Here is a 13,050-nt window from a genome sequence, read left to right as displayed (position 1 = left end):
GAACAGAGGCATCTGCAAAGCCTTGTTCATCGGATCAGCCGGATGAAGATTTTTTGGCCCGCTCGGGCCTGCCTTTTCGTTGGATCGGTCGTCTGAGGCCTGCCTAAAGTCCGCTCCATCCCGGCCGAACCCGCACGCCGGACTGGAGCCTGCGATGCCCGCCTTGTCCGCCTCGACCCGTCAAAAAGCTGTTCACCTTCCCACCGCCGCTGCGCCGTTGGAGGAACCCCTGATGCTGCTGGCCCGCGCCCGCAATGCTGCCTTTGCCGAGGCCGCCCGGGGCAACCTGGGCCAGGGCCTGGGCATCCTGCAGGACGCCCTGGCTGACGAGCCCATGAGCCACGAGCTGCTGGCCGACATGGGTGCGCTGCTGCTCGTGGCCGGCCGCCACGACCAGGCCGCTGCCAGCGCCGAGCGCGCGCTGAAGATCCAGCCCGATCACGGCCCCAGCCTCTACACCCTGGGCTTTGCGCTGTCCGGCCGCGGTGAGAAGAAGCGGGCCATCGAGGTGCTGACTGCGCTGCAGTCCGGCCCCGGCGCTGACAGCCTGCGCGCCGAGTCGCCAGAACTGATGCCGGTCGCCATGATGGAATTGCACCGCTTGCAGCGCGACTGACGCGACAAATTTCACACCTTCAAGGCCCCGGCCAGCGCGAGCTGCCGGGGCCTTGGTTTTTGGGCGCCGGCAAGCCCGACGCGGCTGTAGGAATTTGGCTGACAAGGGCTTCCAGAAAAGGTGACGTGGCGCACCGACGCAGCCTGATATCGCGAAAGAAGAGGGGTCAACACAATCCGTTTCACTGATCCGCAACACCCCATCACCTCTGACGGAAGCCGCCATGAACACCGACCAAATGCTCGCCGAGATCCGTGAAGCCAACCTGTCCTACCTGATGCTGGCCCAGAGCCTGATCCGCGCCGACCGCGAACAGGCCCTGTACCGCCTGGGCATCAGCGAGGACACGGCCACGCTGATTGGCACGCTGAGCCCGGCGCAGATCATGAAGATCGCTTCCGGCAACACGCTGCTGTGCGCCTTCCGCATGAGTGACGACCTGGTGTGGGGCCTGCTGACCAACCACAGCAAGCCCGGTGCGAACGAGAGCGTCAGCCGCCTGCACGCCTCCATCCTGATCGCCGGCCGCCACGAGCACGCCTGATCTAGAACCGCCCTTACTGATTCCGGAGCCACACCATGCGCGTCAAAAGCATCCTCACCGAAGCCAAGCAGATCGACCGTGCCGTTCAGCTGATCCATCTCGGTGCCCGCCTGCAGGTGCTGGAGTCGGAAACCGATCTGTCCTACGAGCGTCTGCTGCGCCTCTATAAGGAAGTGAGCGGCAAGTCGCCGTCCAAGGGCCAGTTGCCCTTCTCGACCGACTGGTTCATGACCTGGCAGCCCAACATCCACGCCAGCCTCTTCCTGAACATCCACGAGTACCTGAACAAGGCCGCGGAGATGGACGAGATCGACACCGTCATCAAGGCCTACCAGCTCTACCAGGAGCAGACGACGGCCCAGGGCCTGGAAGCCATGCTGTCGGTCACGCGCGCCTGGCGCCTGGTCAAGTTCGTCGACAACGGCATGCTGACCCTGACCAAGTGCGCCAAGTGCAATGGCCAGTTCGTCACCCACCCGCACGAGATCGCCCGCCATTTCGTCTGCGGCCTGTGCAACCCGCCCGCACGCGCTGGCAAGGGCCGCGCGCAGGGCTCCATCCAGATGCACTAACTCACACTCCGCTACCCTCTCGGGTATGTGGATTGCTCGCTGGCCGCTGCCCGCTCTGCTGAGCTGGCTGGCGGCCTGGTTCATTTATGCGGCCGCGCTTTTTGCCGGCCTGTCACCCGGCCCGGCCTTGGCGCTGGGTGCAGCCGTCGCCGCAGCCTTGGGTTGGCTGAATGGCGAGCGCTGGCGCCGCCTGATCGTCGCCCTGGGCTTCCCGGTGTCCGTGCTGGCCCTGGGCTGGCAGGGTGAGGCTTCGGGCTTGCTGTGGCTGGTGCCATTGGCGCTGCTGTGGTGGCTCTACCCGCGCCGGACCTGGAGCGAGGCTCCCCTGTTCCCGACCCCCCGCGGCGCGCTGGCCCGTTTGCCGGCACTGGCGCCCCTGCCGCCGGGTGCGCGCGTGCTGGACGCCGGCTGCGGTGTCGGCGATGGCCTGCGTGAATTGCTGCACGTCTACCCACAAGCCCGCGTCGAGGGCGTCGAATGGAGCCGGCCCCTGGCTTTGCTGGCGCGCTGGCGCGTGCGCGGCGCCATGGTGCGCCAGGGCGACCTGTGGGCCGACGACTGGGCGCCGTTCGCCCTGGTCTATGTCTTCCAGCGGCCCGAGTCCATGCCTCGTGTCTGGGCGAAGGCCTGCGCCGAGCAGGCGCCGGGATCCTGGCTGGTCAGCCTGGACTTTGCCGTGCCCGATGTGGTGCCCGTGGCCAGCTGGCAGCTGCCGGGTGGGCAACCCGTATGGTTGTATGCAACTGTAGGGAAAGCCGTCTCAAAGGGGCCCAATTGAAAGTACTGCCGCAACTGACGCGCGGCATACTTGCTCAAGCCCCCCGGCTCCGGGCCGATATGGCCTGAACACCCCAAACTCAACCGCGCATGTTCGTCATCATCGGCTGGGCCATTTCCATGGTCTGCATCTTCGGCGTGTTCATCGCTCACGGCGGGAACATCGGCGTCATCCTGCACGCCTTGCCCTTCGAGATGATCACCATCTTCGGCGCGGCCATCGGCGCCTTCCTGGCCAACAACCAGATGAAGGTCRTCAAGGCGACGGCCGCCGGCTTGGGGCTTTGCTTCAAGGGCAGCAAATACAGCAAGGCCCGCTACATGGAGCTGCTGGCGCYGATGTACGACATCCTGCAGAAGGCGCGCAAGGAAGGCCTGATGTCCATTGAAAAGGACGTCGAGGACCCGCACAACAGCCCGCTGTTCCAGAAGTACGCGACGGTGGGCAACGACCACCATGTCACCGAATTCATCACCGACTACCTGCGCATGATGGTGTCAGGCAACCTGAACGCCCACGAGATCGAGTCGCTGATGGACAGCGAGATCGAGACCCACCACCAGGAGGAGCACGCCGCCGTGGCCGCGCTGCAGCGCCTGGCGGGCGGCCTGCCGGCCTTTGGCATCGTGGCCGCCGTGCTGGGCGTCGTGAACACCATGGGCTCGGTCGGACAGCCGCCGGCGGTGCTGGGCGGCATGATCGGCTCGGCGCTGGTCGGTACCTTCCTGGGCATCCTGCTGGCCTACGGCTTCGCCGAGCCGCTGGCCGGCYTGCTGGAGCAGAAGGTCGAGGACGGCGGCAAGGAATTCCAGTGCATCAAGACGACGCTGCTGGCCAGCATGCAGGGCTATGCCCCGCAGGTGGCCATCGAATTCGGCCGCAAAGTGCTGTTCTCGGGTGACCGGCCGTCGTTCACGGAACTCGAAGGCCACGTCAAGAAGAAATGACCCCCCCCCGAAGCGCCTTCGGCGCTCCCCCCCAGGGGGGCGCACCCAGTGGCCTGGCAAAGCCAGTTCCACGGCTGCCGCTTGAGGGCGGCGGCGCTTCGCGCGCCGGAAACACGGAGACCGTCTGATGGCTGGCGACGCGAAAAAACTCCAGCCCATCATCATCAAGAAGGTGAAGAAGGGCGGCCATGCGGTGCATGGCGGTGCGTGGAAGATCGCGTATGCGGACTTCGTCACGGCCATGATGGCGTTCTTCCTGCTGATGTGGCTGCTCGGTTCCACGACCGAGGGCGACAAGAAGGGCATTGCCGACTTCTTCCAGTCGCCCCTGAAGGTGGCGATGCTGGGCGGCTCGGGCTCGGGGGACTCCTCCAGCGTCATCCGCGGCGGCGGCAAGGACCTCACGCGCGAGACCGGCCAGGTCAAGGAAGGCGAGAGCGCCGCCAAGCGCGCCAGCTACACCTTGCGTGCGCTGAAGGAAGAACAGCGCAAGGCCGAGAAGGCGCGGCTGGAGCAGCTCAAGACCAAGGTCGAGGAAGTGCTGGCCGAGAACCCCAAGCTCGCCGCTTTAGGCGGTCAGATCCGCCTGGACATGACCAAGGAAGGCCTGCGCATCCAGATCGTCGACGAGGGCAACCGGCCGATGTTCGACAGTGGCAGTGCCGTCGTGAAGCCCTATATGCGTGAACTGCTGCGCGAGCTCGGCAGCGTGCTGACCGAGGTGCCCAACCGCCTGACGGTGGAGGGGCATACCGACGCCCAGGCCTTCCCCGGCGGCGACAAGGGCTACAGCAACTGGGAGTTGTCGGCCGACCGCGCCAATGCCTCGCGCCGTGAGCTCGTCGCGGGCGGGCTGTCGGAGGCGCGCATGCTGCGCGTGCAAGGCCTGGCCGCCAGCAAGCTGCTCGACGCCAAGGACCCCAACGGCGCGCTGAACCGGCGCATCAGCATCATCGTCATGAACCGCGACGCCGAGGACGCCGTGCTGAAGAACGTGCCCGACGAGCCCGAAGCCGACGCAGCGCCTGCGCAGACCGGGTCCACGCAAGTGCCGCAGAACGGAAAAATGCCGCAAACTCAATCGTCGGCGCCGGCTCGCTAGAAACTAGACTGCGTGCTGACCCTGAAATACCGCCTGCACCCGAGAGAGKATCGCCATGAGCACTGATATGAAATTCCTGGTCGTCGACGACTTCTCCACCATGCGCCGCATCGTGCGCGGCCTGCTCAAGGAGATTGGCTACAACAACTGCGAAGAGGCCGAGGACGGCGTCGAGGCGTTGAACATGCTCAAGGGCGCCAAGTTTGATTTCGTCGTCAGCGACATCAACATGCCCAACATGACGGGCTTCGAGTTGCTGAAGGCCATCAAGGAAGACCCCAACCTCAAGCACCTGCCCGTGCTGATGGTCACCGCCGAGGCGCGCAAGGAAGACATCGTGCTGGCCGCCCAGTCGGGTGCTGCGGGCTACATCGTCAAGCCTTTCACCAAGGCGACGCTGGAAGAAAAAGTCCTCAAGATCATGCAGAAGCTGGCCGCCGCGGCCTGACAACACCAAAAGGGGACTGTCATGTCGATGGATCAACTGGAGCAGTTGGGCAAGGCCCAAGAGCCGCTGCTCGTCTCGCCCGAAGTCTTTCAGCAACTTGGCACCATCACGCGCACGCTGCACGACACCATGCAGCGCCTGGGCGTCATGCCCAAGCTGCAGGTGGCCACCGACGGCCTGCCCGATGCGCGCAGCCGCCTGAGCTACATCGCGGAGAAGACCGCCGCCGCCGCCGAAAAGGTGCTGAACTCCGTCGACCAGGCCAAGGGCGAGCACGCCGGCATCAGCCGGGCGACCAAGGAATTGGCTGCTGCCATCGTTGCCGATCCGGTGCGCGCCGTTGCCAGTGGTGCCGTGATGAACTTCGTCAAGGATGTCGAGAACCGCACCGCGAGCATTGACGGTCATCTGACGGACATCATGCTGGCCCAGGACTTCCATGACCTGACCGGCCAGGTGGTGGCCAAGGTCGTGAAGCTGGCCAACGACCTGGAAGACAGCCTCGTCAAGCTGCTGGTGCAGGTCGTGCCGCCCGAGCAGCGCGAGAAGGTCGACCCGACCATCCTGCAGGGCCCGGTCGTCAACGCCGAGGGTCGTACCGACGTCGTCACGAACCAGGGCGAGGTCGACGATCTGCTGGCCAGTCTCGGCTTCTGAAGCGCTTCGCGCGCCCCGCATCAAGCCCGCCATTCGGCGGGCTTTTTCTTGTCCCGAAATGGGTGATGCCGCTCGCTGGGTGGGCGGCAGGCTTCTGCTACAAACGCCGCCGCGCCCGCAGACGGGCGGGCATCAACAACATCAGGGAAGTCAAATGATCCGAATCAAACAGGGGGCTGTCGCCCTGGCGGCCGCCGTGCTGGCCGTCGCATCACCGCTGGCCCAGGCTCAATCCAGTGCGCCGGACTCGCGCATCGGTTGGTACGGCGACGTTGCCGTCGGTGGCACCCACTATGAGTCCGAACCCGGCTTCATCCTCTGCCGCTGCCGCAAAGGCAGTGCCACCTCCATCAAGGTCGGCGCCGGCTACCGCTTCGGCGTCTCCGCCGTCGAGGCTTGGTACGTGGACTTCGGCAAGGCAAATTTCGGCGCCGACTTCTACGGCCCGGCCACCTCGGCACATTTCCGTGCTGCTGTACTGGGCGGCGCCTGGGCCGTGCKGTGGGGGCAGCATGTCGAGGCCACCTGGCGCGCCGGCGCCGCCTTCGTCAATGCTTCTGCCGGCGGCAGCACCAAGCATGACGTGCGGCCCACGCTGGGCTTTTCCATCGGCTGGCGCACCACCGAAACCGCGACGCTGGAATTGAGCTGGGACTATCTTCGCGCCAGCGATGCCAGTGGCGCCCGTACCGACGCCGTGCCCATCACGCTGGGGTTCCGCCAGCGCTTCTGAACGCGCCGGGGCCGCCCGGCTTTTCTCTTTGGCGCCTCAGTCGGCCTGCGTTTCGGGCGGCAGCTCGCGGATGGCCTGATTGAGCTTGTCCAGCGTCTGTGGTTTGACCTGCAGGGAGCAGGCCAGGTAGCGAAGTTCCCCGCGCGGCATGTCGGCGAACTCGACGCGCACCAGAGGCAGGGGAGCGAATTCGGGGTCCTTGCGCAGCCAGTTCAGGTCTTCCTCGTCGATCAGCATGTAGTCGGCGCGGCGGACTCCCACCATGCGCGCCAGCTGCAGTGGCGCCAGCTGGGCGCGCAAGGGCGGCTTGGCCGCCGTGGCGAGGAACTGGTCCAGCTGCGGGCCGTAAGACACACCATCCAGAACGCCGGGTTGCAGCGAAGCATCGGCAAAAAGCTGGGCGACGCGCGGGATGGCGCGGATCTGTGCCGCGACGCTGGCATGGGCCAGCACGACATGCGGCCGGTCGCGGTGGATGGGCAGGGAGAAGCGGGCAAAGGCCTCGCGCTCGGGGTTCTTGTACAGGCCCGGTGAACACAGCGCCGCCAGGTTGGCCTGCAGATTCTGAAGCGTGCGGCGGATCGGCACCTCGGCATAACGGGCCTCGATGCCGGCGCGCTTGAGCAGCTTGGCGGTGCGCTCCATCAGGAAGCCGGCCGGCTTGCCGTCCACCGTGTAGCTGTAGGGCGGCTTGTCGCGGTACTCGATGGCCAACGGTTCCGCCTGGGCCAGGGCTGCGCCGGCGCAGGACGCGGCCAACAGCGTGAGCAGGCGGGCAGAGCGGGGCACGGCCCGAGATTAGCGTGAGCCGCGCCGGCCTCGCCACCCTGGCGGCGGCAATCCTGCACACCTGGTCCGGCGCGCTGCGGCCCGGCTGGGATTAGCCGGGCATCCACCCTGCTTTTCTCGCTCAAGTTTCGGCGGCTGCCTCGAACAATTCGGTTCAGCTGCAGCACCACCATGGCCGACCACGACGCACAGGATCGCAACTTACCCGCCTCGCCCAAGAAGATCGAAAGATCCCGGGCCGAGGGCCAGTTGCCGCGCTCGCGCGACCTGCCGCATTTCGCCATGATGGTCGCTGGCGGCGCCGTGCTGTCGGTGGGCGCGCCGCAGATTGTCGAGAAGCTGCGCCAGATGCTGATCAACGGCCTGCACTTCGATGCGCGCCTGCTGGCCCAAAAGGGGTTCATGGGTGAGCGGCTGGTCGAGATGACGCTGGCCTTCGCCGCCGTCATGGGACCGATCGCCGCCGTGCTGGTGATCGTCGGCATCGCCAGCAACCTGGCCAGCGGCGGCTGGAACTGGACGATGAAGCCGCTCGCGCCCAAGTTCAGCCATCTCAACCCCCTCGCCGGCCTGGGTCGCTTGTTCACCGGCCAGGGGTTCGGCTCGGCCCTGAAGGCCGTGCTGCTTGCCCTGGTGCTGGGCATCGTCGGCGCGATGGTGCTGAAGGACCGCCTGGCGGCCTATGTCGGCATCATGTCCGTGCCGTTGCCCTCCGCCCTGGCTTACGCGGGCCAGCAGCTGATGGGGGGCCTCGGCCTGCTGGCCGTCGCGCTGGCGGTGTTTGCCGCCATCGACGTGCCACTGCAGCGCCAGCTCTGGCTGCGCCGCATGCGCATGAGCCGCGAAGAGGTCAAGCAGGAGATGAAGGAAGTCGAGGGCAACCTCGAGATCAAGGCCAAGATGCGCGCCATCATGCGCGAAATGGCCAAGCGCYGCATGCTGGCCGCCGTGCCGCAGGCCGACCTGGTGGTCATGAACCCGACCCACTACGCCGTCGCGCTGAAGTACGAGGAAGGCAAGATGGCCGCGCCCAAGGTCATCGCCAAGGGCGCCGACCTGCTGGCCATGAAGATCCGCGACCTGGCCAAGGAAAGCAAGGTGCCGGTGCTGCAACAGCCGGTGCTGGCCCGCGCCCTCTACGCCCATGCCAAGGTCGACCACGAGATTCCCGCTGCGCTGTTCGGCGCCGTGGCCCAGGTGCTGGCCTACGTTTACCAGCTGCGCGCCGCCCTGGCGTCGCGCAACATGGCCCGCCCGGATGTGCCGCATCCGCATGTGCCGCCGGAGCTCGACCCGCACAACAAGCCGGGCTGGGCACCCGAGCCCGAGGAAGACTTCACGGAGTGAGCGCTGCGGGGCGCCTCGGGCGAGAACAKCCCGGTTTTCCCGCCGTTTCTCCGGCTCAAGTTTTCCGAGCCGCCGCGAAGAATGCAGGTGAGACCAGACCTGCCGCATGAATCAGCTCACCGCCAAACTCCAAGCCCTGCTCGGCCCACGCGCGGGCATCATCGCCGCGCTCGGCGCGCCCATCGCGGTGCTGCTCGTGCTGTCCATGATGGTGCTGCCGCTGCCGCCCTTCGCGCTGGACCTGCTGTTCACCTTCAACATCGCGATGGCGGTGATGGTCATGATGGTCGCCGCCCACATGGTGCGCCCGCTGGACTTCGCGGCCTTCCCGACCGTGCTGCTGCTGACCACGCTGATGCGGCTGTCGCTGAACGTCGCCTCCACGCGCGTGGTGCTGCTGGAAGGCCACACCGGCACGGGCGCCGCCGGCAAGGTCATTGAATCGTTCGGCCACTTCCTGATCGGCGGCAATTTCGCGGTCGGCCTGATCGTCTTCGCCATCCTGGTGGTCATCAATTTCATCGTCGTGACCAAGGGCGCTGAGCGCATCGCCGAAGTCGGTGCGCGCTTCACGCTGGACGCAATGCCCGGCAAGCAGATGGYCGTGGACGCCGACCTGAACGCCGGCCTCATCAACGAAGCGGAGGCCAAGCGCCGCCGCGTGGAACTCTCCGACGAGGCCGACTTCTTCGGCTCCATGGACGGTGCCAGCAAGTTCGTGCGTGGCGACGCGGTCGCCGGCATGCTGATCCTGGCCATCAACATCGTCGGCGGCTTCATCATTGGCGTGGCCCAGCATGGCCTGTCCGCCGGCCAGGCCGCCGACAGCTACATCCTGCTGGCCGTTGGTGACGCGCTGGTCGCCCAGGTGCCGGCCCTGCTGATCTCGGTCGCCGCCGCGATGGTGGTGTCGCGCGTCGGCACGGACAAGGACATCGGCAGCCAGATCGGCAAGCAGGTGTTCGGCTCGGCCAAGTCGCTGGCCATCACGGCCGGCGTCATCGCTGCGCTGGGGCTGATCCCGGGCATGCCCCACGTCGTCTTCCTGCTGATCGCCGCCGGCCTGGGCTACCTGGCCTACTGGCTGCGCAGCAAGGAGCAGGCGCTGGAAGCCGCCAAGGCCGTCAAGCCCATCATGCCCAGCAGCGAAGGCGCCGGCGAAGCGAGCTGGGAAGACCTGGTGCCGGTCGACACCCTGGGCCTGGAGGTCGGCTACCGCCTCATCACCCTGGTCGACAAGAGCAAGGAAGGCGACCTGCTGAGCCGCATCAAGGGCGTGCGCCGCAAGTTCGCGCAGGAAGTCGGCTTCCTGCCGCCGCCGGTGCACATCCGTGACAACCTGGAGCTGCGCCCCAGCCAGTACCGCATCTCGCTGCGCGGCGCCGTTGTCGGCGAGGCCGAGGCCTTCCCCGGCATGTGGCTGGCCATCAACCCCGGCCATGCGACGCAAAAGCTCATCGGCACGCCGACGACCGACCCCGCCTTCGGCCTGCCGGCCGTGTGGATCGAGGAGCGGCAAAAGGAGATGGCCCAAATGAGCGGCTTTACGGTCGTTGATTGCTCGACCGTGGTGGCCACCCATCTTTCACACTTGATGCAAGTGCACGCGGCCAAGTTGTTGGGCCGCGTGGAGACACAAGCCCTGGTGGAACACCTCACCAAGCAGGCGCCGCAATTGATCGAAGACGTGATTCCCAAGATGGTCAGCATCGCCACACTGCAACGCGTTCTCCAGCTGCTGCTGGAGGAGGGCGTGCACGTCCGCGACATGCGCTCCATCGTCGAATGCCTGGCCGAGCATGCCGCCGCCGTCACCGATCCGGTCGAGCTGGCTCGCCGCATCCGTACCCATATCGCGCCGGCCATCGTGCAGCAGATCTACGGCTCCACCAAGGAGCTGGACGTCATCGCGCTCGAGCCCGAGCTGGAGCGCCTCGTCACCCAGGCCCTCAATTCGCCGCACGGCGCAGCGCTCGACCCGGGCGTGGCCGACACGCTGGCGCGCAGCGCCGCCGAGAACGCCCAGAAGCAGGAAGACCGCGGCGTGCCCGCCACGTTGCTGGTCCCCGACCTGATCCGCGCGCCCATGGCGCGCCTGCTCAGGCGCGCCGCGCCCCGCCTCAAGGTGCTCGGCCACAGCGAGATTCCTGAGACCCACACCATCCGCATCGGCTCCATCATCGGAGGCACAGCATGAACGTCCGCAAATTCACCGCTCGCACATCCCGCGAGGCGCTCGCGCTCGTCAAGCAGGCGTTCGGCGCCGACGCCGTCGTGCTGTCCAACAAGACCGTGCCAGAAGGCGTCGAGGTGCTGGCGATGGCGCCGGAAGGCATGGGGCAGATCGAGCAGATAGCCCACAGTGCGCCGCGCAGCCAGACCCGCCCGCAGGTGCCGCCGCCCACCGTGCAACCGCAGGCGCCTGCCGCCCGTGCCAATTTCGCCGACCGCTCCCGCATGGAGCCCAGCTTCGGCAGCCCCGAGGTGAGTGGCGACGTCGAGCAACTCGCCATGAGCACGCTGAGCTTCCAGGACTATGTGCGCGAGCGCGTGCTGCGCCGCCGCCAGGCCGAGATCAGCGGCCAGCTCGATCCCATCGCACCGGCACCTCGGATCGCACCTCCGCCGACTCAGCCCGCCGCCAGCTCGCTGGACGCCGCCCGCCAGCAGCGCGACCGCCGCGCCGCGGAGGCGATGGCCGCGCTGACGCCCAAGCGCGCCGTGCCGCCGCCCACGGCACCCCAGGCCCGCCCCGCGCCGCCGGTGCTGCGCGACGAGATCCGTATTCCCGCTCCGAACGCGCAGCGTGCCGTGCCGAAGCTGAGCGACATCGGCGCCGTGGAGCCCATGCCCCTGCCCGGCCAGCCCAATGCCAGCCAGCGCAACCAGATGGACATGGCCTCCGAGCTGCGCCAGATGCGCGGCCTGATCGAAGAGCGTTTTTCGTCGCTGGCCTTCATGGAAARGCTGCAGCGCCAACCCGTGCAGGCTCGTTTGACGCAAAAGCTGCTGGAACTGGGCTTCAGCCCGGCCCTGGTGCGCAAGCTGGCCGAGAGCTGCCCATCCGACTTCAAGCCCGGCTCGCCCGCCGMGCCGGCCGACGAGACCGCCTGGGCCGCCCATGTGCTGTCGCGCAACCTGCAGACCGATGAGGCCGCGCCGGCCATCGAGGACCGGGGCGGCGTGTTCGCACTGATCGGTTCCACCGGTGTCGGCAAGACGACGACGACCGCCAAGCTGGCCGCCCACTTCGCCACCAAGTTCGGTGCCAGCCAGCTCGGCCTCATCACGCTGGACGCCTACCGCATCGGCGCTCACGAACAGCTGCGCGCCTACGGCCGCATCCTCGGTGTGCCCGTGCACACCGCGCATGACCGCGCCTCGCTGGACGACCTGCTGGACCTGCTGTCCAGCAAGAAGCTGGTGCTGATCGACACCGCCGGTATGGCCCAGCGCGACAGCCGCACCCAGGAGCTGCTGGAGATGCTGGCCCACCCCAGCATCAAGAAGCTGCTCGTCATCAATGCCGCCCAGCAGGGTGAAACCATTGAAGACGTCGTCAACGCCTGGAAGGGCGCTGCCTGCGAAGGCGTCGTGCTCAGCAAGATCGACGAAGCCGTCAAGCTCGCTCCGGCCCTGGACACCCTGATCCGCCACAAGCTCAAGGTGCTGGGCGTGGCCAACGGCCAGCGCGTGCCCGAAGACTGGCACCGCCTGCCCAGCGTCGGCCTGGTGCAGCGTGCCCTGAAGGGCGCCGCCTCTGGTGCCTGGCGCATGGACAACACCGACGTCAACCTCATCTTCGCCGGCGGCCCGCTGACCGACGCTGGCCTCAGGGCCGTTCACTGAGGATGACAATGCCACTCGACCAAGCCCATGGGCTGCGGCGGCTTTTCGCGGCCTCCAAGACCCGCTTCGTGCCGGTTGTCAGCAATCCGCGCGTCATGGGGGCCGGCGTGCTGCTGGAAGGCCTGTGCGCGGCCTTTGCCGAGCTGAACCTGAACACCCTGGTCGTCGACGCCGGTGAACACTCGGCCAAGCCCTCGGAGCTGGCCAGCGTCGACCTGTCCAACTGCATCGAGCGCCTGTCGCCCAAGGTGTCCTACCTTGCCGCGCGCGGGCTGCCGCTGCGCCACATCAATGCCCATGGTTCGGCGGCTTCCTTTCTGGAGGCCGTGGCCGACGCCGCACCCGACGCCGACGTCATCCTGCTGCACGCCCCGGCGGCGGAACTCGCCCGCATCGTGGCCCTGCGCGAGGTGCGTCCGTTGCTGCTGGCTGATACCGAGCCCGCCAGCGTCACGGAAGCCTACGCAGGCATGAAATGGCTCACACAACGGGCGGGGCTGATGGTCTACAGTCTGCTGATGGCCTGCCACCCTCAACTGCGCGTGGCCACCCGCATCGCGCAACAGCTTCATTCCTGCGCCGACGGYTTCCTCGGCGCGGTGCTGCGCGATTGGGCCTGCCTGGACCCAAGAGCCTCCCAGCACGCACCACTCACGCCTGAACTGCGC

14 protein-coding genes are annotated in these 13,050 nt (G+C 67.1%); 13 read left to right on the top strand and 1 reads right to left on the bottom strand.

What is annotated here, in order from left to right:
• Positions 1–232 precede the first annotated feature (232 nt).
• From AC1DU6_RS08645 to AC1DU6_RS08605, 9 genes are all read left to right on the top strand, one after another.
• Positions 233–616 carry a tetratricopeptide repeat protein gene (locus AC1DU6_RS08645; RefSeq protein WP_457323263.1) on the top strand — a complete coding sequence of 128 codons (384 nt, stop codon included), beginning with the start codon at positions 233–235 and terminating at the stop codon, positions 614–616.
• Positions 617–839: 223 nt separating this feature from the next.
• Complete coding sequence (flhD, locus tag AC1DU6_RS08640) at positions 840–1,160, top strand: flagellar transcriptional regulator FlhD (RefSeq protein WP_056199242.1); 321 nt, start codon at positions 840–842, stop codon at positions 1,158–1,160.
• 35 nt (positions 1,161–1,195) lie between these two features.
• Entirely contained in the window at positions 1,196–1,732 is a 537-nt protein-coding gene (gene flhC / locus AC1DU6_RS08635) for a flagellar transcriptional regulator FlhC (RefSeq protein ID WP_056199239.1), read from the top strand.
• Positions 1,733–1,757: 25 nt separating this feature from the next.
• Complete coding sequence (locus AC1DU6_RS08630; RefSeq protein WP_457323262.1) at positions 1,758–2,510, top strand: class I SAM-dependent methyltransferase; 753 nt, start codon at positions 1,758–1,760, stop codon at positions 2,508–2,510.
• Positions 2,511–2,599: 89 nt separating this feature from the next.
• Complete coding sequence (motA, locus tag AC1DU6_RS08625) at positions 2,600–3,457, top strand: flagellar motor stator protein MotA (protein ID WP_477856722.1); 858 nt, start codon at positions 2,600–2,602, stop codon at positions 3,455–3,457.
• Positions 3,458–3,584: 127 nt separating this feature from the next.
• Positions 3,585–4,559, top strand: coding sequence for a flagellar motor protein MotB (gene motB, locus AC1DU6_RS08620; protein WP_457323260.1), 975 nt, complete (start codon positions 3,585–3,587; stop codon positions 4,557–4,559).
• A 55-nt stretch (positions 4,560–4,614) separates the two neighbouring features.
• Entirely contained in the window at positions 4,615–5,007 is a 393-nt protein-coding gene (gene cheY, locus AC1DU6_RS08615; protein WP_056199225.1) for a chemotaxis response regulator CheY, read from the top strand.
• A gap of 27 nt (positions 5,008–5,034) precedes the next feature.
• On the top strand, positions 5,035–5,664 hold the full coding sequence (locus AC1DU6_RS08610; protein ID WP_157255979.1) for a protein phosphatase CheZ: 630 nt from the start codon (positions 5,035–5,037) through the stop codon (positions 5,662–5,664).
• A 154-nt stretch (positions 5,665–5,818) separates the two neighbouring features.
• Positions 5,819–6,397 (top strand): hypothetical protein, encoded by a 579-nt coding sequence (locus tag AC1DU6_RS08605; RefSeq protein ID WP_477856719.1) that lies wholly within the window; start codon positions 5,819–5,821, stop codon positions 6,395–6,397.
• Between the two features lie 36 nt (positions 6,398–6,433).
• Here the strand turns inward: AC1DU6_RS08605 and AC1DU6_RS08600 are convergent, their stop codons facing one another.
• Positions 6,434–7,186, bottom strand: a complete 753-nt coding sequence (locus AC1DU6_RS08600; protein ID WP_457323258.1) for a substrate-binding periplasmic protein — start codon at positions 7,184–7,186, stop codon at positions 6,434–6,436.
• A 171-nt stretch (positions 7,187–7,357) separates the two neighbouring features.
• On the opposite strand from AC1DU6_RS08600, the gene flhB reads away from it, so the two are divergent.
• From flhB to AC1DU6_RS08580, 4 genes are all read left to right on the top strand, one after another.
• Positions 7,358–8,533, top strand: a complete 1,176-nt coding sequence (gene flhB, locus AC1DU6_RS08595; protein ID WP_477856718.1) for a flagellar biosynthesis protein FlhB — start codon at positions 7,358–7,360, stop codon at positions 8,531–8,533.
• 106 nt (positions 8,534–8,639) lie between these two features.
• On the top strand, positions 8,640–10,730 hold the full coding sequence (flhA, locus tag AC1DU6_RS08590) for a flagellar biosynthesis protein FlhA (RefSeq protein ID WP_477856716.1): 2,091 nt from the start codon (positions 8,640–8,642) through the stop codon (positions 10,728–10,730).
• Entirely contained in the window at positions 10,727–12,382 is a 1,656-nt protein-coding gene (gene flhF, locus AC1DU6_RS08585) for a flagellar biosynthesis protein FlhF (RefSeq protein WP_477856714.1), read from the top strand. Before flhA ends, flhF begins: the two co-directional genes overlap by 4 nt.
• Before the next feature lie 8 nt (positions 12,383–12,390).
• A partial coding sequence (locus tag AC1DU6_RS08580; protein ID WP_477856712.1) for a MinD/ParA family ATP-binding protein occupies positions 12,391–13,050 on the top strand: 660 nt, incomplete at its 3' end.

The sequence above is a fragment of the Roseateles sp. P5_B10 genome, assembly GCF_056400485.1.
Note: the sequence above shows the minus strand (reverse complement) of the source record. Positions and strands in the feature narration are given on the sequence as shown.